General features: G+C 60.5%; 21 protein-coding genes and 1 tRNA gene. 16 read left to right on the top strand and 6 right to left on the bottom strand.

The features are described 5' to 3' along the window. Positions 1 to 97 precede the first annotated feature (97 nt). Positions 98 to 499, top strand: a complete 402-nt coding sequence (locus FBZ97_RS25165; protein ID WP_145322529.1) for a GFA family protein — start codon at positions 98 to 100, stop codon at positions 497 to 499. An 18-nt stretch (positions 500 to 517) separates the two neighbouring features. Here the strand turns inward: FBZ97_RS25165 and FBZ97_RS25170 are convergent, their stop codons facing one another. Continuing rightward, the gene (locus FBZ97_RS25170) at positions 518 to 4,192 is read right to left on the bottom strand and encodes an ATP-binding protein (RefSeq protein ID WP_145322531.1); all 3,675 of its coding nucleotides are present in this window, start codon (positions 4,190 to 4,192) and stop codon (positions 518 to 520) included. 222 nt (positions 4,193 to 4,414) lie between these two features. On the opposite strand from FBZ97_RS25170, the gene FBZ97_RS25175 reads away from it, so the two are divergent. Further along, on the top strand, positions 4,415 to 4,861 hold the full coding sequence (locus FBZ97_RS25175; RefSeq protein WP_069612335.1) for a phasin: 447 nt from the start codon (positions 4,415 to 4,417) through the stop codon (positions 4,859 to 4,861). A gap of 220 nt (positions 4,862 to 5,081) precedes the next feature. Beyond that, positions 5,082 to 5,158: transfer RNA gene (locus FBZ97_RS25180), tRNA-His, on the top strand. Positions 5,159 to 5,210: 52 nt separating this feature from the next. Here FBZ97_RS25180 and FBZ97_RS34530 read toward each other — a convergent pair. Beyond that, complete coding sequence (locus FBZ97_RS34530; protein WP_167078186.1) at positions 5,211 to 5,357, bottom strand: hypothetical protein; 147 nt, start codon at positions 5,355 to 5,357, stop codon at positions 5,211 to 5,213. Between the two features lie 190 nt (positions 5,358 to 5,547). Between FBZ97_RS34530 and FBZ97_RS25185 the strand changes: the two genes are divergently transcribed. Further along, the gene (locus FBZ97_RS25185) at positions 5,548 to 5,754 is read left to right on the top strand and encodes a hypothetical protein (RefSeq protein WP_145322533.1); all 207 of its coding nucleotides are present in this window, start codon (positions 5,548 to 5,550) and stop codon (positions 5,752 to 5,754) included. 40 nt (positions 5,755 to 5,794) lie between these two features. Here the strand turns inward: FBZ97_RS25185 and FBZ97_RS25190 are convergent, their stop codons facing one another. Next, positions 5,795 to 6,676, bottom strand: a complete 882-nt coding sequence (locus FBZ97_RS25190; RefSeq protein ID WP_069612336.1) for a LysR family transcriptional regulator — start codon at positions 6,674 to 6,676, stop codon at positions 5,795 to 5,797. A 126-nt stretch (positions 6,677 to 6,802) separates the two neighbouring features. Here FBZ97_RS25190 and FBZ97_RS25195 point away from each other — a divergent pair, with 126 nt between their 5' ends. From FBZ97_RS25195 to FBZ97_RS25235, 9 genes are all read left to right on the top strand, one after another. After that, positions 6,803 to 8,299, top strand: a complete 1,497-nt coding sequence (locus tag FBZ97_RS25195; protein ID WP_145322535.1) for a CoA-acylating methylmalonate-semialdehyde dehydrogenase — start codon at positions 6,803 to 6,805, stop codon at positions 8,297 to 8,299. Between the two features lie 142 nt (positions 8,300 to 8,441). Then, complete coding sequence (locus tag FBZ97_RS25200) at positions 8,442 to 8,789, top strand: VOC family protein (protein WP_113330104.1); 348 nt, start codon at positions 8,442 to 8,444, stop codon at positions 8,787 to 8,789. A 156-nt stretch (positions 8,790 to 8,945) separates the two neighbouring features. Continuing rightward, positions 8,946 to 9,434, top strand: a complete 489-nt coding sequence (rirA, locus tag FBZ97_RS25205; protein WP_113330105.1) for an iron-responsive transcriptional regulator RirA — start codon at positions 8,946 to 8,948, stop codon at positions 9,432 to 9,434. Between the two features lie 342 nt (positions 9,435 to 9,776). Beyond that, entirely contained in the window at positions 9,777 to 11,372 is a 1,596-nt protein-coding gene (locus FBZ97_RS25210; RefSeq protein WP_113330106.1) for an ABC transporter substrate-binding protein, read from the top strand. 89 nt (positions 11,373 to 11,461) lie between these two features. Further along, positions 11,462 to 12,466 (top strand): ABC transporter permease subunit, encoded by a 1,005-nt coding sequence (locus FBZ97_RS25215; RefSeq protein ID WP_113353798.1) that lies wholly within the window; start codon positions 11,462 to 11,464, stop codon positions 12,464 to 12,466. A 10-nt stretch (positions 12,467 to 12,476) separates the two neighbouring features. Continuing rightward, a complete protein-coding gene (locus tag FBZ97_RS25220; protein WP_145322537.1) occupies positions 12,477 to 13,385 on the top strand; it encodes an ABC transporter permease subunit in 909 nt (302 codons plus the stop codon). Next, positions 13,385 to 14,401: an ABC transporter ATP-binding protein gene (locus FBZ97_RS25225; protein WP_113330108.1), complete on the top strand. Its 1,017-nt coding sequence runs from the start codon at positions 13,385 to 13,387 to the stop codon at positions 14,399 to 14,401. Before FBZ97_RS25220 ends, FBZ97_RS25225 begins: the two co-directional genes overlap by 1 nt. Then, positions 14,398 to 15,351 carry a peptide ABC transporter ATP-binding protein gene (locus FBZ97_RS25230; RefSeq protein ID WP_145322539.1) on the top strand — a complete coding sequence of 318 codons (954 nt, stop codon included), beginning with the start codon at positions 14,398 to 14,400 and terminating at the stop codon, positions 15,349 to 15,351. Before FBZ97_RS25225 ends, FBZ97_RS25230 begins: the two co-directional genes overlap by 4 nt. Before the next feature lie 74 nt (positions 15,352 to 15,425). Then, positions 15,426 to 15,953 carry a gluconokinase gene (locus FBZ97_RS25235; protein WP_145322541.1) on the top strand — a complete coding sequence of 176 codons (528 nt, stop codon included), beginning with the start codon at positions 15,426 to 15,428 and terminating at the stop codon, positions 15,951 to 15,953. Positions 15,954 to 16,063: 110 nt separating this feature from the next. On the opposite strand, the gene FBZ97_RS25240 is transcribed toward FBZ97_RS25235, so the two are convergent. The 3 genes from FBZ97_RS25240 to FBZ97_RS25250 all read right to left on the bottom strand — a co-directional run bounded on the left by FBZ97_RS25240 (position 16,064) and on the right by FBZ97_RS25250 (position 18,979). After that, positions 16,064 to 17,311 (bottom strand): FAD-binding oxidoreductase, encoded by a 1,248-nt coding sequence (locus tag FBZ97_RS25240; RefSeq protein ID WP_145322543.1) that lies wholly within the window; start codon positions 17,309 to 17,311, stop codon positions 16,064 to 16,066. Between the two features lie 118 nt (positions 17,312 to 17,429). Continuing rightward, the gene (locus FBZ97_RS25245) at positions 17,430 to 17,927 is read right to left on the bottom strand and encodes an isoprenylcysteine carboxylmethyltransferase family protein (RefSeq protein WP_145322545.1); all 498 of its coding nucleotides are present in this window, start codon (positions 17,925 to 17,927) and stop codon (positions 17,430 to 17,432) included. Beyond that, a complete protein-coding gene (locus FBZ97_RS25250) occupies positions 17,927 to 18,979 on the bottom strand; it encodes a type III polyketide synthase (RefSeq protein WP_145322547.1) in 1,053 nt (350 codons plus the stop codon). Before FBZ97_RS25250 ends, FBZ97_RS25245 begins: the two co-directional genes overlap by 1 nt. A gap of 197 nt (positions 18,980 to 19,176) precedes the next feature. On the opposite strand from FBZ97_RS25250, the gene FBZ97_RS25255 reads away from it, so the two are divergent. The 3 genes from FBZ97_RS25255 (at position 19,177) to FBZ97_RS25265 (ending at position 21,222) form a co-directional block, all read left to right on the top strand. Continuing rightward, positions 19,177 to 19,719 (top strand): hypothetical protein, encoded by a 543-nt coding sequence (locus FBZ97_RS25255; protein ID WP_145322549.1) that lies wholly within the window; start codon positions 19,177 to 19,179, stop codon positions 19,717 to 19,719. Between the two features lie 62 nt (positions 19,720 to 19,781). After that, positions 19,782 to 20,426, top strand: coding sequence for an RNA polymerase sigma factor (locus tag FBZ97_RS25260; protein WP_145322551.1), 645 nt, complete (start codon positions 19,782 to 19,784; stop codon positions 20,424 to 20,426). Next, a complete protein-coding gene (locus tag FBZ97_RS25265) occupies positions 20,419 to 21,222 on the top strand; it encodes an anti-sigma factor (protein ID WP_246661841.1) in 804 nt (267 codons plus the stop codon). Before FBZ97_RS25260 ends, FBZ97_RS25265 begins: the two co-directional genes overlap by 8 nt. The last annotated feature ends 16 nt before the right edge of the window (positions 21,223 to 21,238 follow it).

A 21,238-nucleotide genomic window follows, 5' to 3' on the forward strand; every position in this document is an offset into this window, starting at 1 on the left:
GAGTGAGAATTCGTGTCCTCCCGCGCATTTGCAGGGATCTCGTGACTAAGGCAGAATGCCGCTCCTTCGACCAGGCAGCGAATGGAGTGGTGCACCCATGCTGATCGGCTCCTGTCATTGCGGCAAGACGGGCTGGACGCTTGAAGGCAATCCGGGTTCGATCACCGCCTGCAACTGCACGCTCTGCCGGCGTTACGGCACGCTGTGGGCCTATGACTACGAAGGGGAGCGGGTCTCCGTCACGGGCCAGACTGCCTCCTATACCCGCGTCGGCAAGGACAAGCCCTCTCTCGAAATACTGTTCTGCCCGTGCTGCGCCTGCGTCGTGAGCTGGCGGGGCTTAAGGCTGCAAAAGGATGGTCGCCGGCGTATGGCGGTCAATGTTCGGCTGGCGCCGCCGGATCTCGTTGCCGAGCTGCCGATCGATCATTTCGATGGGCTCGACACGTTCAAAGATCTTCCTTCCGACGGACGATGCGTGCGCGATCTTTGGTTTTGACGGCGAGCCGAGATTGTCTCAGTTCGCCAGCACCCTCGGCGATGGGAAGGTGATCTCGACCAGCGTGCCCTCGTTCGGGGCGGAATTGATCGAGAAGGTCGCGCGGTTGGCATCGACCATCGCCTTGGTCAGTGGCAGGCCGAGGCCGGTGCCGTCGCCGCGCTTGCGGGAATTGGTGGACACCTGCCGGAACGGCTTCATGGCCTGCTCCAGCTCCGAGCGTGTCATGCCGATGCCGGTATCCCGGATGCGCATCACGACGCTGCCATTGCCCTCATACGCAGTCGACACGACGATCTGCCCGCCCGATGGCGTGAAGCGGATGGCATTGGAGAGAATGTTGAGCGCAATCTGCTTGATCGAGCGCAAATCGGCCACGACATTAGGCACAGCCTGAGAAAGTGCGGTGCGGATGATGACGCGCTGGCTGTTAGCCTGCGGTTGCACCAGCGACACCGCTTCGGTGATCGCTTCGTTCAGGCCGACCGATGCGAAATCCAAGTCCATCTCGCCGGCTTCAATCTTCGAGATGTCGAGAAGGTCGTTCACGATGTCCAGCACGTGGCGACCGGAGCGGCCGATATCGGTCGCATATTCGACATAGCGCGAATGGCCGATCGGCCCGAAACGCTCACCGGCCATCATGTCGGAAAAGCCGATGATGGCGTTGAGCGGCGTGCGGATTTCATGGCTGACGCGAGCCAGAAAGTCGGTCTTGTGCGCGTTGGCGGTTTCGGCGGCACGCTTGGCGTTGCGCAGCTCTTCTTCGGTGCGCTTCCATTGCGTGATGTCGCGGATGACGGCGCAGTAACCGTTCGAGGAATTCAGCCGACCCATGGTCATGAACAGCGGCACGAAACCGCCGGAAGCCTCGCGGCCGATCACTTCGCGGCCGTCGTTCAGCACGCTGGCGACGCCATGGCCCGAAAGGCCGCCGAGATAGTCGAGCACTGCCTTCTGGCTTTCATGCGCAAACAGCATGACGAAGGGTTTGCCGCGGGTCTCCTGGTCGTCATAGTTGAAGAGGGCGCTCGCCGAGCGGTTCATCGAGCGGATCTCGCCGTCCTGGCCGATGATGATCACGCCATCCGTCGCCGTTTCCAGCGTCGAGCGCAGTTCCTCGATCTCGACCTGCAGCTTCGCGACCTTTTCGAGGATGCGCTCCGGGCGGGCCTCTTCAGGAATTGGTTGTGGCGGCGGTGCTGGCGGCTCGCTTCTTTCCACCGGCATCAACGCCAGCATCAAGGCTGTGCCGTCTTCCCAACGGATCGACTGCAGCCGAGCCGTCACCGGCACCAGTGCATCGTCGGCGCGCACGACCATCATCGTGCCGGGCTGCTCGGTCTTGCCTTCGAGATCGTTGCGTTGCAGCAGCGCATCAAGTCCGCCGACCTGCTCGAGCTCATCAAGGCTGTCATAGCCGGTCAGCCGCAGGAATTCCGGATTGCCGTGGATCAGGCGATCCCCGGCGTGGATGAGGATCGCGAGCGGCAGCTGGTCGATGATGTCCGGCGACAGGCCGGTGCGCATCTTCACACGCGGCGGAATCGCGTTGTTCAGGACATCCAGCGGGTCGAAATCCTCCTCCGGCTCGGCCGATGCCGGCGATGCTTCAGCTGCAGCCTCGTCAGCCGCTTTCGCGCTCTTATCATCCGCAGCCTCGACGAATGTCACGACTGGCGTCGCGACGTTCTCTTCCGCAATTGCCGCTGCTGGCGGCTGGTCATCGGCATGGCCGTGTCCGTCCGTTGTTTCGGATGCCTCGGAGAGGATTTCGTCGGCCGCATTCGGTTGTGGAGGAGTGTCTGTACCCTCCTCATGCTCATGCTGCCCGTCGTGAGGCTGCTCCGCCGGCGGTTCCGTGCGCTTGCCGAAAGGTTCGAGCTGTCGTGCGATTTCGCGGAAGGCTGCCTGTTCGCTCAGCGAAAGGGCAGTCTGCGTCAATGTCCGACGCTCGTGCAGACGAACGACCTTGTCCGACTCGCGACGATTCGGCGTCTCGGAAATCCGCAGTGCCGGCGGTTCGTAATGCGAGATCGGGGCGGATTCTGCGCTATCCTGAGCCGGATTTTCAATCTCTTCCGTCGCTGGGGATAGTTCAGCTTCGGTAGCGGGTGATTGCTCGTTGGATGCAGTTTCCACTTCGGGGGGCAATTCGGCGATGGGCGCGGCGTCTCCAACTGCATGGGTGCCGAGGGTCATGCCGCGCTTCATCGGATCTTCGATGGCATCCGCCAGGCGGACGACGCCGAAGCCCCGGAAGCCATCGAATTCGCGGCTGCGGGTATAGGTCGGCAAAGCGGCGAGATCGACCGGCACGGTCAGGCTCGTGCCCTCCACCGGCCAGTAGATCGTGCGGCCGGACCATGTGTCGCGCCGCGCCAATAGTTCCGCGATCTTGCCGTCCGGATCGAGATTGAAGCGGCGAGCGACATCGGCAAAGGCCGTGCCGGCAATCTGGGCGGCATGCGGTCCCACGGCATCGGCAAATTCGCGGGAAACCTCGCTGAAATGGCCGGCGGCATCGATCTTCCAGACGAAACGGGTGGCGCGCCCGTTGTGCTTGAAGCTGAAACCTTCCGCAGGGGTGTTTTCAATATCGGTGCGGGTTTCCGGATTGGTGTGAGTTTCCGGCGGAGGCGGTTCCGCTGCCGTCTTTGTCTCTGAGGCAGCCTTATCTTCGCTATCCGGCACGGTTTCCGGCTGATGCTCATTGGCGTGAGCTTTGGTTTCGGCAGCGCCGGGCGTGCCATCCGCATCGGCGGTCGCGCCCGTTCCGGTCTCACCGGAGCTTCCGGTGGCCGGGGTCGCCTCCGCTTGTTCGTCCTCGCGATATTCCGGCGTTTCGTCCAGCTCTTCGATGCCAGCTACCGCATCGATGATATCGCCGAAGGGTGCGGCCGGAGCAGCTTTCGGCTCCTCGTCCGGCGCCGCTGCTTCCAGCTCCTTACGGACTTCCTCCGCCTGCGGCTCGATGGCGGGAAGGCTGGTCTCCTCGGCAAGGCTTCCCGTCGGGTCGAGATGGCCAAGCACTGTTTCGACAACGAAGAGCAGGTGTAGGGCCGGAATTTCGGAGAGCTTGCCGATGGCGGCAGGCAGATAGCCACGTCCGGTCGGGATGGGCCGCTTGATCAGCCGGTCCGGCTGGGCGCCGGCCATGGTCGTCAGCATCCGTGCGGTCTGCGGCGTTACGCCGAGTGTTCTGAAGCCAACAGAGGCGGTAACGATTTCGCCGTCGCGGCCGATGACGGCAATATGGGTATCAGGATCGTCGAACCCGTCGATCATGCGCTTGGCGCATTCGGCCGAGGAAAGCGGCTTCGAAGAGACCGGAGAGGAAAACAGCACAGCCTCTTCGCCGGCCTGAATGCGGACCAGCTCGACGGAGGCATTGACGACAGCCCGCTGGAAGCCGGAAGCCATGCGGATCAGGAATGTGCGCTGATCGCCGATAGTACCAAGGCCGCGCGCCGTCGCCTCGATCTGGCGGAACGAGACGTCGCCTGGCTTCGGTCCCTGTTCGACGAAATCGTAAATGACATCATAGCCGAAAAGGTTGGCGCCGGCGCCATTGGCCCAGAGCACGCGATCCATGCCGGTCGAGAACATGACCATGGCTTCACCGCGCGCGAAACGCTCCCGAACGCGCGGATGCACGGCAATGTCAATGAACGGATATTGAATTGCGGGCATTTTCCAACCTGTTTTGCGGGCGTGATCGCCTCTCATGATTTAACAGTTTATTAATAACGGCGCCCCGCTTTTCGGTCCAGCGAGCGGCCCATTTTTCGGCCGGAAAGGTTAACGTATTGTGCGGCGCACAAATATGTTGCGCTGCACAATATTTTATATTATATACCCCTCACACAAGTTCACGACGGGCGCCTCAGGGAGGGCCCTTTTAGGAGCGTAATCATGGCTACTGTAAAGAAAGACGACGTTTTTTCAACGGCTGCATTCGATCCGTCCAAGTTCTCCGAATCCTTCCGCGACTTCGCGGAAAAGGGTGCTGCCCAGTCCAAGGAAGCCTTTGCCAAGCTGAAGGCTGCCACCGAGGAAGCCGGCAAGACTGTTGAGGCAACCGTGCAGACCGCACAGGCCGGCTCGGTCGAAATCGGCCTCAAGGCCATCGACGTTCTGCGCACCAATGCCGAAAGCTCGCTGGCTCATATGGAAGCCCTGCTTCGCGTCAAGTCCGTTGCAGAACTCTTCGAACTTCAGACCGCCTTCATCCGCAAGCAGGCCGAAGTCACCGTCGAGCAGGCCAAGTCCATTCAGGACACCACCAAGAAGGTTGCCGAAAAGCTGGCAAAGCCCGCCAAGGACGCCGCTGAAAAGGCAATGGCCTCCTTCAAGGCCTGATCATTTCCAATAAGCCTCCCAAGGCATGAATGTCCCGTTCCCAGGTGAAAACCCTGGGGCGGGACTTTTCATTTGCAGCTCAAGCCGGCTTGACCGATATCCGGCCCAGCATCATCATTTGGATATCTGCAAAGCTTTTTTATATTGCGGGGAGATAGGACTTGAAATAATTTCAAAGTCCTCGTATGTGACCCCCGTTGACGCGGCAACGCGATCATGTGCGGTTGTAGCTCAGTTGGTTAGAGCGCAGGTTTGTGGCACCTGAGGTCAGTGGTTCGACCCCACTCAACCGTACCATTCTCTCCCGATCCATCCTTTACAAGATACCGACGCCTTTAGCCTCGTGGGATTATTTCTTGTCTTCAGGCTTCTTGGACACGTGACCTGGCGATATCGGATCGCTTGCCGGAAAAGTCTCTTCCAGCGCTTCCTCCAGATAATCGTCCTGTTCCTTGTGCTTTTTCTCGTCCAGTTTCTGCTGCTTCTTGTCGCTCATCGTCCTGGCTCCCTGATCTCTGTCTAAAATACTAGGCTTCGTCCGGCCTTTGTCCAGCGGCGAGGGACGAACGGGGAGGAGTGCCGGACCCGCCCACGCCACAAATGCGGGCCGCGTGCCGAAATATCTTGGAACCGTCCGCATTGCTGGTCGTTGTGTCCATATCGGCAACGAGACGAAAGGAGCGGACATGTCTGTACCGAACGAGCCGATCCCCGAGACGCCTCCGATGCCCGAACCCGGCTGGACACCGAAGCCGCCTGTCGAGGAGCCGGATCCGGACAGGCTGCCGGATGAGGTTCCCGTTCCCAATCCGGATGAGAATGAGGAGCCGCCGAAGCATGCGGAAACTCAGCCGCCGCATGCGCCGTCATGGTGGTGTAGCTTGATGCCGTGACCTCTGCCTGCGAGCAGGAAGCGCGTCCATCGGCATCATTTTACAGGAAGATCCGCCGCTCCTCGCTGACAAGCTCCTGCAGGAAGTCCGCGACGGTGCGCACACGCACCAGGTCGCGGGCACTTTCATGATAGGTCGTCCAATAGGCACGCTTAATGGAGAGATCGGGCAGGATGCGCGTCAGCTCTGGAAACTGCCTGGCGATGTAATCATGCAGGATGCCGATGCCGGCGCCGGAGCGCACCGCTTCGGTCTGGCCGATGGCGGTGGAAATCTCGAAGGAGGCATCCCAACTGCGCATGATCTCGCCAGAAAAATTGAGCGAAGCCGTAAAGATCAGGTCTTCAACATAGCCGACGCGCGGATGCAGCTTCAGCGCCTCGACGCTGTCGGGCAATCCGGCCTGCTCCAGATAGGCTTTGGAGGCATAGAGCCCGAGCGTGTAATCCGTCAGCTTCGATGAGACCAGGCGACCTTGTTCGGGACGCTCAAGTGTAATCGCGATATCGGCCTCGCGCTGCGATAGCGAGAAGGAGCGAGGAACGGGCACGAGCTGGATGCGCAGTTCCGGATAACGGGCGATCAGCCGCCCGAGCCGCGGCGCGAGGAAGGAAACGCCGAAGCCATCAGGCGCGCCGATGCGCACCGTCCCGGTGATCGCGCTGTCGAGGTGGCCGACGCTCGCCTGCGCGCGCAGCATCTCCGTTTCCATGCGCTCCGCCGCATGCAGGAAGATCTCGCCTTCGGCGGTCAGATCACAGCCATTGGTGCGGCGCACGAGCAACCGTGTCTTCAAGCGCTCTTCCAGCGTCGTCACGCGACGGGAGAGGGTGGCGTGGTTGACGCCCAGCCGTTTCGAAGCGGCCAGGATCTGGCCCGTGCGTGCCACGGCCAGAAACATGCGGACATCATCCCAATCCATTTACATACCCTCTCTTGCACAAGAAGGACTTCAATTTTTGCACAACGGTTGCTTATAGCAGCTCATTGATTTGTGCAAATTGAAGTGCCATCCTGTCAGCATCCAAGAAAACGAGGAGGCACATCCATGCGTGAGATCGGTCATTTCATCGGCGGCAAGCACGTCGCCGGTACGAGCGGACGCGCGAGCAACGTCTACAATCCGGCAACCGGCGAAGTGCAGGCAACCGTCGCGCTCGCCAGCGTCGAGGAACTGCGCGCAGCCGTCGAAAATGCCAAGGCCGCTCAGCCGAAATGGGCCGCGACCAACCCGCAGCGCCGCGCCCGCGTCTTCTTCAAATTCGTCGAGCTTTTGAACCAGAACATGAATGAGCTGGCGACGCTTCTTTCCAAGGAGCACGGCAAGACGGTCGAGGATTCCAAGGGCGATATCGTCCGCGGCCTCGAAGTCTGCGAATTCGTCTGCGGCATTCCGCATCTGCAGAAGGGTGAGTTTACCGAAGGCGCCGGCCCGGCGATCGACATGTATTCCATCCGCCAGCCTGTCGGCGTTGGCGCCGGCATCACGCCGTTCAACTTCCCGGCCATGATCCCGATGTGGATGTTCGCCCCGGCAATCGCCTGCGGCAATGCCTTCATCCTGAAGCCGTCCGAGCGCGATCCCTCCGTGCCGCTTCGGTTGGCCGAGTTGATGATCGAAGCCGGCCTGCCTGCCGGCATCCTTAACGTCGTCAATGGCGACAAGGCCGCCGTCGACGCCATCCTGACCGATCCGGACATCGCTGCCGTTTCCTTCGTCGGCTCCACGCCGATCGCCCGCTACGTCTATGGCACGGCCGCGATGAACGGCAAGCGCGCCCAGTGCTTCGGCGGCGCCAAGAACCACATGATCATCATGCCCGACGCGGATATGGACCAGGCCGTCAACGCCCTGATGGGCGCCGGTTACGGCTCGGCCGGCGAGCGCTGCATGGCGGTATCTGTCGCAGTTCCGGTCGGCGAAGAGACCGCTAACCGTCTCGTCGAGAAGCTTGTGCCGAAGATCGAATCCCTGCGCATCGGCCCCTATACCGATGACAAGGCCGACATGGGCCCGCTCGTCACCAAGGATGCCTATAACCGCGTCAATGGCCTGATTGACCGCGGCGTCGAGGAAGGTGCCAAGCTGGTCGTCGACGGTCGCGGCTTCAAGCTGCAGGGCTATGAGGACGGCTATTTCGTCGGCGGCACGCTGTTCGATCACGTCAAGCCGGACATGGATATCTACAAGACCGAGATCTTCGGACCGGTTCTCTCGGTCGTTCGCGCCAAGAACTACGAAGAAGCGCTCGATCTGCCGATGAAGCACGAATACGGCAACGGCGTCGCCATCTACACCCGTGACGGCGATGCGGCCCGCGACTTCGCCTCGCGCATCAATATCGGCATGATCGGCGTCAACGTTCCGATCCCGGTTCCGCTCGCTTACCACTCCTTCGGTGGCTGGAAGGCATCGAGCTTCGGCGATCTCAACCAGCACGGCACGGATTCGATCAAGTTCTGGACGCGCACCAAGACGATCACTGCCCGCTGGCCGTCGGGTATCAAGGACGGTGCGGAATTCGTGATGCCGACGATGAAGTAAGCATCGCAATCACCGGCTCGTCAGCCGTCGTCCGGTATTTTCGGGCGGCGGCTTTTTTATTGCGTTTGCTTTCGATGGAGTCATCTTGTCAGGGCCGCTGTTTTCATCTAGAACAAAACAAGAACAACGGGAGGGCCGAGCGATGGCCATAACCTATCAGATCGACTATCTCGAATTTCCGTCAAAAGACGGCCTGAAGACCCGCCGCTTTTTCGAAGAAGCCTTCGACTGGAGCTTTGTCAGCTATGGGCCGACCTACCATGTCATCGAGGCGGCCGGAATAGATGCCGGCATTGACGGAGATGCGGGGGAGGCGGCCGGCACGCCTTTGCCCGTCGTGCGCACCACCGATCTGGAGGCCGCACAGCGCGCCGTCGAATTTGCCGGCGGCGTCATCACCCGTCCCGCTTTCGATTTTCCGGGCGGCCGTCGGTTTCATTTCCGCGAGCCGGGCGGCTGCGAAATGGCGGTCTGGATTTCCGTGCCATGAGCTTCGGGACATCGCCGATTGGAGATCGGCAGGGGCTGGACGGCAGGCTTTCTAAATAAGCTGAATATGAATTTCATATTTTGGAATTGTTCAAAACTAAGAAAGCCACTATATACGGGGTCAGCCCCTAAGCAGCCTTGATTCCAGGAGATCGGCATGCGCTTGACCAAGCAGACCAATTACGCCGTGCGAATGCTGATGTATTGCGCCGCCAATGAAGGCCATCTCAGCCGCATCCCGGAGATCGCCAAGGCATACAGCGTGTCCGAGCTGTTCCTCTTCAAGATCCTGCAGCCGCTGACCAAGGCAGGTCTCGTTGAAACTGTGCGTGGCCGCAATGGCGGTGTGCGGCTTGCGAAGCCGGCGACCGATATCAGCCTGTTTGACGTCGTCCGCGTCACCGAGGACAGTTTCGCCATGGCGGAGTGCTTCGAGGATGGGGTGGTGGAATGCCCGCTAGTCGATAGCTGCGGCCTCAACTCGGCGTTGCGCAAGGCGCTCAATGCTTTCTTCGACGTTCTGACCGAATATTCCATCGACGACCTCGTCAAGGCCCGCCCGCAGATCAACTTCCTGCTCGGCCTCACCGACAAAGATCACAAGGCGATTGCGAAGAAGCCGGTGGTCGCGGCCCCGGCCGCCTAATCGGTTATCCGAAGTTCGGTCATGTTTTGGTCCGCAGTTACCGCCGGTAGCTGCGGATTTTCGTTTGTATTGCCTCCTATCCGGGCAATAGGCCGTTGGCGGATGGAAAGAGGAAAACGGCAAATCATTCTGAATCAACTAAAAGCGTGTAATCTTTTGCCAGAAAATTACCAATTCAGAGGTTTTTTCGTCCAAAAATTTCCAAACTCTAGAAATTGGAAAAATTTTAGGCGGCGCTTGTTGCTTTCAAACTTAAAATAAAGTTCCATCGGCGCGATCCGGATGGGAACCTCTGGTGGTGTCCACGGCTTCAAAAGAATAACAAATCTGGGAAACGATATCATGAAAAAGATTTCTGTCCTGCTGGCAGTGACAGCCTTGGCTTCGGTCATGGCGACGTCCGCCTGGTCGAAAACGCTTGTCTATTGCTCGGAAGGTTCGCCGGAAGGTTTCGATCCCGGCATCTATACCGCCGGCACCACATTTGATGCTTCCTCGCGCACGGTTTATAGCCGTCTTGTCGAATTCAAGCACGGCAGCACCGAGATCGAACCCGGCCTCGCCGAAAGCTGGACCGTTTCCCCCGACGGCAAGGAATACACCTTCAAGCTTCGCAAGGGCGTGAAGTTCCAGACGACCGATTTCTTCACGCCGACGCGTGACCTCAATGCCGACGACGTCATCTTCTCGATCGGCCGTCAGCTCGGTACGGACAATCCGTGGGCCAAGTATGTTGCCGGCGGTTCCTATGAATATGCCGACGGCATGGGCTTCCCCAAGCTCATCAAGTCGATCGACAAGGTCGATGACCTCACCGTCAAGTTCGTTCTGAACCGTCCGGAAGCTCCGTTCCTCGCCGACCTCGCCATGGACTTCGCCTCGATCCTGTCGAAGGAATATGCAGACAAGCTGCAGGCCGACAAGAAGATGGAGCAGATGAACCAGCAGCCGCTCGGCACCGGCGCGTTCACCTTCGTCGCCTACCAGCCGGATGCCGTCATCCGCTACAAGGCGAACGAAACCTACTTCAAGGGCAAGGAGAAGATCGACGATCTCGTCTTCGCGATTACGCCGGATGCATCCGTCCGCGCGCAGAAGCTGAAGTCCGGCGAATGCAACCTCATGCCTTACCCGAACGCCGCCGACATCAAGGATCTGAAGGCTGACAAGAACCTCAAGGTTCTCGAACAGGCCGGCCTGAACGTTTCCTACCTCGCCTACAACACGCTCGTTGCGCCGTTCGACAAGGTCGAAGTTCGCAAGGCGATCAACATGGCCGTCAACAAGCAGGCCATCGTTGATGCCGTCTTCCAGGGTTCCGGCAAGGTTGCGACCAACCCGATCCCGCCGACCATGTGGTCCTACAACAAGGACGTGAAGGACGACGCCTACAATCCGGACGAAGCCAAGAAGCTGCTTGAAAAGGCTGGCGTCAAGGATTTGAGCATGAAGATCTGGGCAATGCCGGTTTCGCGTCCGTACATGCTGAACGCCCGCCGCGCTGCCGAACTCATGCAGGCAGACCTGGCCAAGATCGGCGTCAAGGTCGAGATCGTCACCTATGACTGGGCTCAGTACCTGAAGCTCTCTTCCGCCAAGGACCGCGACGGTGCGGCCATCCTCGGTTGGACGGGTGACAACGGCGATCCGGACAACTTCCTTGACACGCTTCTCGGCTGCGATGCCGTCGGCGGCAACAACCGCGCGCAGTGGTGCAACAAGGAATTCGACGATCTCGTGAAGAAGGCCAAGCAGACAGCCGACGTCAAGGAGCGCACCAAGCTCTACGAACAGGCTCAGGTCGTCTTCAAGCGCGAGGCTCCCTGGATGACCATCGACCATTCGGAAGAGTTCATCCCGATGACGAAGAATGTGTCCGGCTACTTCCAGGATCCGGTCGGCGTTCACCGCTTCGATGGCGTCGATATCGCCGAATAACGAAAAATCTGTGAGAATGCCCGGCTAAGACCGGGCGACCCGGCGGTCAGACACCCTGTCTGACCGCCGGAAAAATTTGGACATCTGCCATGTTGCGATTTCTTCTCAGCCGGCTAGCGGTGCTGATCCCGACATTTCTCGGCGTATCGATCGTCGCCTTCTCCTTCATCCGCCTGCTTCCCGGCGATCCCGTCATGCTGCTGTCGGGCGAACGCGTCATGTCGCCGGAACGTCATGCGCAAATCTCCCACGATCTCGGCTACGACCAGCCGATGGTGGTACAGTACGGCCGATATATCTGGAACGCCCTGCATGGCGACCTCGGTACCTCGATCACCACCAAGCGCGATGTGCTGACCGACTTCCTGACTTTCTTCCCGGCAACGCTCGAATTGTCGATCTGCGCCATGATCCTTGCGATCTGTCTTGGCATTCCGGCCGGCGTTTTCGCCGCCGTCAAGCGCGGCACATGGTTCGATCAAAGCGTCATGGGTGTGGCTCTTGTCGGCTATTCCATGCCGATCTTCTGGTGGGGCCTGCTGCTGATCATCGTCTTCAACGGCTATCTGCACTGGACGCCGGTTTCCGGCCGCATCGGCCTCATCTATTTCTTCAAGCCGATCACCGGCTTCATGCTGATAGACAGCCTCCTCTCCGGTCAGAAGGGCGCCTTCTGGTCCGCTTTGAATTCGCTGATCCTGCCGACCATCGTGCTCGGCACCATTCCGCTCGCCGTCATTGCGCGCCAGACGCGCTCCGCCATGCTGGAAGTGCTGGGCGAGGATTATGTGCGCACGGCGCGCTCCAAGGGCCTGTCGCCACTGCGCGTCGTTTCCGTGCATGCGTTGCGAAATGCGATGATCCCCGTCGTCACTACGATCGGCCTGCAGGTCGGCGTGCTGCTTGGCGGCGCCATCCTGACGGAAAGCATCTTCTCCTGGCCCGGTATCGGCAAATGGATGATCGACGCCGTCTTCAAGCGCGACTATCCGGTGGTGCAGGGTGGCCTGTTGCTGATCGCTGGCATCGTCATGCTCGTCAATCTTGCTGTCGACCTGCTCTACGGCTTCGTCAACCCACGCATTCGTCACTAGGAGCGGCCCCATGAGCACGGTTAGCGTCAAAACGGTTAGTGTCAAATCCGACCGTCCTTCCGCTCTTGCGGAGTTCTGGTATTATTTCTCTCGCAACAAAGGCGCCGTCATCGGCCTTGCGATCTTCCTCTTCGTCCTGTGTCTGGCAATCTTTGCCGGCGTCGTGGCGCCTCACAATCCCGATGCCGCTTACGGCAGCGACATGCAGCGCCTGCCGCCAGCTTGGGCGGAGGGCAGCAACAGCAGTTTCCTGCTCGGCACCGATGCCAATGGTCGCGATCTCCTGTCGCGCCTCATCTACGGCACGCGCTTCTCGCTGTTTATCGGCCTCGTCGTTGCCTCGCTTTCGGCGATCGCCGGCATCTTGATCGGCCTTGTCGCCGGCTACGCCCGTGGCCGCATCGATACGATCATAATGCGCATCATGGACATCATTCTTGCCATCCCGTCATTGCTGCTTGCCCTGGTGCTGGTGGCAATCCTCGGACCGGGCCTGACCAATGCGATGATCGCGATCTCCATCGTCAACCAGCCGCATTTCGTTCGTCTGACCCGCGCTTCCGTCATGGCAGAGCGCGACAAGGAATATGTCATCGCCTCGCGTGTTGCCGGCGCCGGTCCTCTGCGGCTGATGTTCAAGACGATCCTGCCGAATTGCCTCGGTCCGCTGATCGTGCAGGCGACGCTTGCCTTTTCGGCCGCCATTCTCGATGCCGCAGCCCTCGGCTTTCTCGGTCAAGGCGCCCAGCCGCCGACGCCGGAATGGGGCACGATGCTCGCCGACTCGCGCGAATTCTTCCAGAGCAACCCTTGGCTCGTTACTTTCCCCGGTCTCTGTATCCTGATTACCGTTCTCGCCATCAACCTGATGGGCGACGGCCTGCGCGATGCGTTCGACCCGAAGCTGAAGAGGTCGTAATGGCACTCCTCGATATTGAAAACCTATCCGTTGAATTCCAGACTTCGTCCGGCCTGTTCCGGGCGGTCGATGGCGTTTCGCTCACCTGCGACAAGGGAGAAATCCTCTCGATCGTCGGCGAATCCGGTTCCGGCAAATCCGTCTCCATGCTGGCCATGATGGGCCTTCTGCCCTGGACGGCGAAGATCACCGCCGACCGCATGATGTTCGATGGCAAGGATCTGCGCGGCATCTCCTCGCGCCAGCGCCGTAAGATCATCGGCAAGGACATGGCAATGATCTTCCAGGAACCCATGTCGAGCCTCAATCCGTGCTTCACGGTCGGCTTCCAGCTCGGCGAGACACTGCGCATCCACATGGGCCTCGACCGTAAAGCGCGCCGCCAGCGTTCGATCGAACTGCTGAATCTCGTCGGCATTCCAGCTCCCGAGGATCGTCTGTCGAACTTTCCGCATCAGATGTCTGGTGGCATGAGCCAGCGCGTCATGATCGCCATGGCGCTCGCCTGCAATCCGAAGCTTCTGATCGCCGATGAGCCCACGACCGCGCTCGACGTGACGATCCAGGCGCAGATCCTCGACCTGCTCGTGCGCCTGCAGCGGGAGCAGGGCATGGCGCTCGTGCTCATTACCCATGACATGGGCGTCGTCGCCGAAACGGCGGAGCGCGTCCAGGTGCAATATGCCGGCCAGAAGGTCGAGGAGCAGCCGGTCAAGGAACTGTTCCGCGATCCGCATCATCCCTATACGGCAGCCCTTCTTTCGGCTCTGCCGGAACGTGCCGAAGTCGGCGAGCGTCTGCCGTCGATCGCCGGCGTCGTTCCCGGCCAGCACGATCGTCCCAGGGGCTGTCTCTTTGCGCCGCGCTGCTCCTTTGCAACGCCGGAATGCGACAAGGGCGTCAAGCGTCAGGGGCCTGAACTGGGCGTAGCCCTATGCAATTATCCGCTGCAACATGGCAAGCCGCTCGGCCACCCCGGGATTGCCGCCACGCAAAAAGCAGGAGGTGCCGCATGACCGGCGCTGTTCTCGAAGGGCGCGATCTCGCCCGTTTCTACACCGTCAAGCGCGGCACCTTCAAACCGGAAGCGACCGTCAAGGCGCTGAACGGTGTCAGCTTCAGCCTGCAGTCGGGCCGCACGCTCGCTGTCGTCGGCGAATCCGGCTGCGGTAAGTCGACGCTCGCTCGCCTGGTGACGATGATCGAAAATCCGACGGCCGGCGAATTGCTGATCGACGGCAAGCCCGCCAGGCTCGGCGACCGCAGCCTGCGCAGCGCCGTGCAGATCGTGTTCCAGAACCCCTATGGCTCGCTGAACCCGCGTCAGAAGGTCGGCTCCATCCTGGAAGAGCCACTGAAGATCAACACGGATGATGATGCCGCGACCCGCCGCCGCAAGGTGGAGGAGATGATGGCGCGCGTCGGTCTGCGCCCGGAGCACTACGATCGTTATCCGCATATGTTCTCGGGCGGCCAACGCCAGCGCATCGCCATCGCACGCGCCCTGATGCTGCGGCCGAAGGTGCTGGTGCTCGATGAGCCGGTGTCCGCACTCGATCTGTCGATTCAGGCGCAGGTCCTGAACTTGCTGATGGACCTGCAGAAAGAGATGGGCCTTGCCTACCTCTTTATCTCGCATGGCCTTTCCGTCGTCCGTCACATCGCAGACGACGTGATGGTTATGTATCTCGGACGCCCGGTGGAAACCGGCACGGCGGAAGAGGTCTTCACCCGGCCGCGCCATCCCTATACTGCCGCCCTTCTGTCGGCGACGCCGATCGCCGATCCGGATCGCGAAAAGAACCGCATCCGCCTTCAGGGCGAATTGCCGTCGCCGCTCAATCCGCCGAAGGGCTGCCACTTCAATCCGCGCTGCTGGCGTGCCCAGGACAAGTGCCGGCAGGTCGAACCGGAACTCGCGGGCGAGGGAACGCATAAATTTTCCTGTTTCTTTCCGCTGGATTGATCCAAGTTGTGAGTCGGGCACGGCTGGCGAGACCGGTCGTGCCCCGTTCAAGTCAATCATTCCGGACAGGCCTTATGCGCGATAATCAAGACGTTCCCCTTGCCATCATCGTCATGGGTGTGAGCGGCAGTGGCAAATCCTCAATCGGTGAGGGTGTCGCGGCCAAGCTTGGCATCCATTTTATCGAAGGCGACGCGCTGCATCCGGCCGCCAATGTCGAGAAGATGAGCAAGGGCATCCCCCTGACGGACGAGGATCGTTGGCCCTGGCTCGAAAAGATCGGTCAGGAAATATCGGCAAGCCTTGCGAAAAACGAGGGAGTTGTCGTTACCTGCTCGGCGCTGAAGCGTGTCTATCGCGAACGCCTGCGGGCGTCTGCCGGCGGCCATCTCTATTTCATCTATCTCGAAGGCTCGAAGGAGCTGCTGACGAAGCGCATGGGCGAGCGCAAGGGGCATTTCATGCCGGCGTCACTGCTCGAAAGCCAGCTGCAGACTTTGGAAGTGCCGACCGGCGAGCCCGGCGTCGTCACCGTCGACATCGACGCCACGATCGGGGAGATCGTCGATGCCTCTGTCAAAAGCCTTCGGGCAATCCTCTAAAGCAATTCCAGGAAAAGTGGGTAGCGGTTTTCCGTCCGGAATTGCGTGCAACCAAAGAGATAGAGCGGTTCGGAGATTCCGTGAAAAGCTGAACCGCTCTAAGCCAAGGCTCAGGGCGCAAACCGGCTAGGAGCATAAGCCGAAATATCGATGAACGGCGTCTCGCCGGTGATGAGCTCGGCAAGCACGCGGCCGGTCACCGGCCCGAGCGTCAATCCATGATGGGCATGGCCGAAGGCGAACCATAGGCCGTTGTGGCGCGGTGCCTTGCCGATGATCGGCATCATGTCGGGCGTGCAGGGCCGCGCACCCATCCAGGGTTCCGGATCGAGCCGTTCGCCGAGCGGGAAGGCGGTGCGGGCGACGGCCTCCGCGCGATCGAGCTGCACCGGGGTCTTCGGTGCATCGCGCAGGGCGAATTCGGCGCCGGTCGTCAGCCGGATGCCCCGGCTCATCGGCGCCAGCAGATAGCCACGCTCGGCATCCAGCATCCAGTTGTTGAGGATGGCATTGCCCTCGGCGGCGTAATGCATGTGGTAGCCGCGCTTAACGCCGAGCGGGAAAGCATAGCCGAAGCGTTTCGTGACGATATCAGCCCAGGGGCCGAGTGCGACGACAACATCCTCCGCCTCGATCGATCCCTCGGCCGTCACCATTCTCCAGGCCGAACCTGCCATGCCGAGCGAGACGGCATCGCCGGTCGTAACACGGCCGCCAATACTTTCGAAATATCGCCGATAAGCCGCTGTCAAACCGTGCGGATCGAGCACCGACCAAGGATCGCGCCAGCGAAGTGCTCCGGCAAAGCTACCTCTCAGATGCGGCTCTATGGTCGCGATCTCCGCGCTGCTCAATGCGTCGTAGCCGATGCCGAATTCACGGTTGAGACGCTCGGCCTCGGCAAATTCCGCGTCGCGCTTTTCGTTCGAGCGGAACAGTTCCACCCAGCCGTTCTTGCGAATGAGCTCCTCGGCATGCGAGGCTTGGATGAGATCGTTGTGTTCGCTGACGGAATGTTCGATGAGCGGCGCATAGGCGCGCGAGATCATCTCGTGGCGCTTGGTATTGGAGTTCCACCAATAGCGTGCGAGGAAGGCGATCTGCGCCGGCAGAGCGCGCAGATGGTAATGCGCGTCGATGCGATTATTGAAGGCATAGCGCAGCAGCAGGCCGAACTGCTGGGGGAAGCCATAAGGCACCACGCCCTCGCGCTGGATAAGGCCGGCATTGCCGAACGAGGTCCCACGGCCCGGTGGCTGCCGATCGACGAGGACGACTTGCCGTCCCCGCCGCTGCAGATGGATTGCCGTCGAAACCCCGACGATACCAGCACCGAGAACGATTGCGTCCTTTGTCATCTCACCCTGCTATCCGCATGCTCATTGCATTGCCGCCCGGTCGTTCCGCATTGTCTGATCGCGCTCTAAGCATCGAAAATGCCTGCCAAATTTCAGTGGCGCAATTGAAAAATGCGGATCAGCTTGCAGTCTGTCGCAGGCAGGCGTTTTCGGCGCGGATGCGGATAGCAAGAATGATGCCGTTGAGCAGAGAAAAGATCGCGGCATAAAGCGGCATGCCGAAAGCGAGCGGCAAGACGGCGATCTCGCCGACGACAACGGCATAGTTCGGATGGCTGAGGAAGCGATAGGGTCCTTTGGTCACCAGCGGCGCGTGGGGCAGGATGATGATGCGTGTTGTCCAACGATCCTTGAGTGTCACCAGCACCCAGAGACGCAGTCCCTGCAGCACCATGAAGAGCACAAACCAGGCGGGATCGACCGACCGGCCGATGGCGAGCAACCACAATCCTATCAGCCATGCCGTATGCATCGCCACCATGAAGGGATAATGCTCCGGCGCATGTTCCCGAGCGCCGCGGGCAAGGAGCGCCGCGGTATTGTGCCTGGCATAGACGAGCTCTGCCAGCCGCTGCAGCGTCACGAAGGTCAGAAGCGCGATCGATGGCCACAGCATCACGCAACCCTCCTCAGGGTAATGCAGCTTGCCGAAAATCCCGGCCCCATGGCGAGTAGGGCGGAACGCTCCGGCAATCCGGCCGCAATCACCCGCTCCAGCACGAACAGCACGGTGGGAGAGGACATGTTGCCATAGTCGCCGATCACCTCGCGCTCGATATCGAGCGAACCTTCTTCAAGGCCAAGCGACTTCTCGAGGGCCGACAGCACCTTGGCACCGCCGGGATGGCAAATGAAGCGGTCGACATCGGAGATCAAAAGCCTGGATCGCTCCAGAATCCCGGCAACCGCGCGCCTCAGATGCGTTTCGGCGAAGACCGGCAGTGATTGTTCGAGGATGATGCCAAAACCGGTATCGTCGATCTTCCAGCCCATGATGCCGAGGCTGTCGGGGAAAAGATGTTCGCCTGTCGCTTCGATTTCCGCAATGCCGCCTTCGCCGGCTCGCAGCACACAGGCTGCTGCTCCATCGCCGAACAGCGCGGTGGCTATAATGTTGGGCCGTGTCAGTTCGTCTAGGCGGAAGGCGAGCGAGCAGAGCTCGATCGCGACGAAGAGCACGACGGCGCCCGGCCGGCTTCTTGCCATCTTCGTCGCAACGGCAAGGCCGGATACGCCGGCAGCACAGCCGAGCCCGAAGATCGGCACGCGCTCGATATCCAGGCGGAAGCCCATCTCGCTCGCAAGCCGTGCCTCGAGGCTCGGCGTCGCAAGCCCTGTGGACGAAGCCGTGACGATGCAGTTGACCTCTCTGGCTTCGAGACCGGCCCGCTGTAGCGCTGCTGTTGCGGAACGGCGAAAAAGCTCCGAGGCCACCTCCGTATAGGCAGCCATGCGGTCCTGCCAGCCATGCGGCTCTTCGAACCAGGAAAGGGGCCGCGCCACATGACGCTTGCGAATGCCGGTGCTCTCGAACACGCGCGCGAGATATTTGAAGTCCTGAAAGCGGTCCGAGAACAGACGGCCCGCCGTCTCGGCAGCGTCGGTCTGGAGGATAATGTTGTCGGGCGTTGCGACGGCAAGGCTTAGAAGTTTGACGGTATCGGTCACGAGTTTCTCCTGTGCCCTTGAGGGGCATGTCGGCTGAAACACGCGATAGAGGTGGTCTATTCGATGCCGGAGCAGTCACGAAAGAGTGACGGCGTCTCGACATAGGATGCGTCGAAAAAATTCTCGAGTCGTTCGAATAAAATATGCAGACGGTGTGTTCTCCCCTCGCAACGTTCATTTTGCCAAGGAGACATTCCATGACGACCAAAGCATTTCGCCTGGCTTCCATCGCCCTCGGTGCAGGCCTGACCGTCGGCGCTTTCGCCGTTCCCGTCTTCGCCGCCGGCGACGATTCCAGCACGACGCCGACCTGCAAGAAGGGCGAGATCTACGATCAGAAGGCGAAGAAGTGCGTCAAGCAGCAGAGCGCCAATGTCACCGACGAAAACCGCGCCGACTACGCCTATTCGCTCGCCAAGAAGGATCATCGTTACGAGGAAGCCCTGGCGGTTCTCGACACGATGAAGAACCCGAATACGGCAGAAGCGCTGAACTATCGCGGCTATGTTACCCGCAAGCTCGGCCGCACGGACGAAGGCATTTCCTATTACCAGAAGTCCGTCGCCATGGATCCGAAGTACACGCTGGTTCGTGAATATCTCGGCGAAGCCTACGTCATCAAGGGCCAGATGGACCTCGCCAAGGAACAGCTGAACACGATCAAGACGCTCTGCGGCAATACGAGCTGCGAGGAGTATCGCGATCTCCACGCCGCGATCAGGAATCCGTCCAGCCTGTGATCGCAGGTCCGGGTCAGTGATAAAGACGGCAAGCAGGGAGCTTTGCGAGAGATATGGGAGTGATGCCGGTCGCTCGTGGTGCTATTTCTGCTTATAGTCTGACAGCAACGGAGCCGCCGAAAAGGTCGGCGGCTTCCGGACCTGCGAATGCCGCGGAGGATGTCATAGCGAGCGAAGAGGATATCAGGGCAGGCCTGTCCCAGCACCTGACGCGGCTGTGGCGCTATGGCGTGGTGCTGTCGCGCCAGCGCGACGTGGCGGATGATCTTGTGCAGGCGACCTGCGTCAGAGCTTTGGAGCGGGCGGCGCAGTTCACCGCCGGCACGAGGCTCGACCGCTGGCTGTTTGCCATCCTTCATTCGATCTGGCTGAACGAGGTTCGTTCGCGCCGTGTGCGTATGGGGCAGGGCTTCGTCGATGCCGACGAGACGCTCGTATTTGACGGCGCACAGGAAACCGAAACGCGTGTTCTCGCCGGGCAGGTCTTGCAGCGCGTGCAGGCATTGCCGGAAGCACAGCGCACTGCCGTGTTCCTGGCCTATGTCGAGGGGCTTTCCTATCGTGAAGTGGCTGAAATTCTCGATGTGCCGATCGGAACCGTCATGAGCCGATTGGCGGCAGCGCGGGCGAAGCTCGCTGATGGCATGGGGCTGGCGGCTGACGGAAATGCATCCGGAGGTGGGCGACTGGGGAATGGAAATGAGTGAATTGAACAAAGGACAGATGGTTACGGACGAACAGCTCACCGCCTTCATCGATGGCGAGCTGGATGCTGCCGACCGCGATAGGATCGAGGGGCTAATCGCCAGCGACGAGCACGTGGCGGAGCGTTTCGATTTTTTGTCGCGCAGCACGCTGCCCTTTTCTGAAGCGTTTCAGCCGATGCTCGCCGAGGCGCCGGCTGCGAAGCTGGATGCCATGCTTGCCGCCATTCCCTCGTCAAAGGAAAGCAAGGTCCGCGCCGCTGGCATTGGCCGCCGCGGTTTCCTGGCCGCAATGGCTGCGAGTTTCGTAGCCGCCATCGCCATCGACCGCGCTGTGATCGACATCGGCCGTAAGCTTTCGAAGCCGGACGAGGATGCCGAATGGCGTGCCGTCGTGGCGGAATATCTTTCGCTCTATACGGCGGATACACTGAGTGCTCCGGCCGGAGACCATGCGCAGCAGGTCGCGCAGTTGAATGAGGTCGGTGTCAAGTTGGATCTGCCGCTGGCGCCCGAGGCGATTGCCATGCCGGGCATAGAGTTCAAGCGTGCTCAGATCCTGAACTATGACAGCAAGCCACTCGCCCAGATCGCCTATCTCGATCCGGAAAGCGGCCCGATGGCGCTCTGCATCGTTCAGTCCACCAGGGGTATGGCCGCGCCGGACATGGAAAATCGTCGCGGCATGAATGTCGTCTATTGGTCGAGCGCCACACACGCCTTTATGCTGATCGGTCACGCGCCGATCGATCGGATGCAGCAACTTGCAGCTGATGTCAGGGCGCACCTCATCGCCTGAGGGCTGTTTCCGGTGC

The sequence above is a fragment of the Rhizobium sp. ERR 942 genome (assembly GCF_007828395.1).
Classification (GTDB): domain Bacteria; phylum Pseudomonadota; class Alphaproteobacteria; order Rhizobiales; family Rhizobiaceae; genus Rhizobium; species Rhizobium dioscoreae.

Coding starts and splice junctions, on each gene's coding strand:
- FBZ97_RS25165 (WP_145322529.1), top strand. CDS start 98: ATGCTGATCGGCTCCTGTCATTGCGGCAAGACGGGCTGGACGCTTGAA.
- FBZ97_RS25170 (WP_145322531.1), bottom strand. CDS start 4,192: ATGCCCGCAATTCAATATCCGTTCATTGACATTGCCGTGCATCCGCGC.
- FBZ97_RS25175 (WP_069612335.1), top strand. CDS start 4,415: ATGGCTACTGTAAAGAAAGACGACGTTTTTTCAACGGCTGCATTCGAT.
- FBZ97_RS34530 (WP_167078186.1), bottom strand. CDS start 5,357: ATGAGCGACAAGAAGCAGCAGAAACTGGACGAGAAAAAGCACAAGGAA.
- FBZ97_RS25185 (WP_145322533.1), top strand. CDS start 5,548: ATGTCTGTACCGAACGAGCCGATCCCCGAGACGCCTCCGATGCCCGAA.
- FBZ97_RS25190 (WP_069612336.1), bottom strand. CDS start 6,676: ATGGATTGGGATGATGTCCGCATGTTTCTGGCCGTGGCACGCACGGGC.
- FBZ97_RS25195 (WP_145322535.1), top strand. CDS start 6,803: ATGCGTGAGATCGGTCATTTCATCGGCGGCAAGCACGTCGCCGGTACG.
- FBZ97_RS25200 (WP_113330104.1), top strand. CDS start 8,442: ATGGCCATAACCTATCAGATCGACTATCTCGAATTTCCGTCAAAAGAC.
- rirA (WP_113330105.1), top strand. CDS start 8,946: ATGCGCTTGACCAAGCAGACCAATTACGCCGTGCGAATGCTGATGTAT.
- FBZ97_RS25210 (WP_113330106.1), top strand. CDS start 9,777: ATGAAAAAGATTTCTGTCCTGCTGGCAGTGACAGCCTTGGCTTCGGTC.
- FBZ97_RS25215 (WP_113353798.1), top strand. CDS start 11,462: ATGTTGCGATTTCTTCTCAGCCGGCTAGCGGTGCTGATCCCGACATTT.
- FBZ97_RS25220 (WP_145322537.1), top strand. CDS start 12,477: ATGAGCACGGTTAGCGTCAAAACGGTTAGTGTCAAATCCGACCGTCCT.
- FBZ97_RS25225 (WP_113330108.1), top strand. CDS start 13,385: ATGGCACTCCTCGATATTGAAAACCTATCCGTTGAATTCCAGACTTCG.
- FBZ97_RS25230 (WP_145322539.1), top strand. CDS start 14,398: ATGACCGGCGCTGTTCTCGAAGGGCGCGATCTCGCCCGTTTCTACACC.
- FBZ97_RS25235 (WP_145322541.1), top strand. CDS start 15,426: ATGCGCGATAATCAAGACGTTCCCCTTGCCATCATCGTCATGGGTGTG.
- FBZ97_RS25240 (WP_145322543.1), bottom strand. CDS start 17,311: ATGACAAAGGACGCAATCGTTCTCGGTGCTGGTATCGTCGGGGTTTCG.
- FBZ97_RS25245 (WP_145322545.1), bottom strand. CDS start 17,927: ATGCTGTGGCCATCGATCGCGCTTCTGACCTTCGTGACGCTGCAGCGG.
- FBZ97_RS25255 (WP_145322549.1), top strand. CDS start 19,177: ATGACGACCAAAGCATTTCGCCTGGCTTCCATCGCCCTCGGTGCAGGC.
- FBZ97_RS25260 (WP_145322551.1), top strand. CDS start 19,782: ATGCCGGTCGCTCGTGGTGCTATTTCTGCTTATAGTCTGACAGCAACG.
- FBZ97_RS25265 (WP_246661841.1), top strand. CDS start 20,419: ATGAGTGAATTGAACAAAGGACAGATGGTTACGGACGAACAGCTCACC.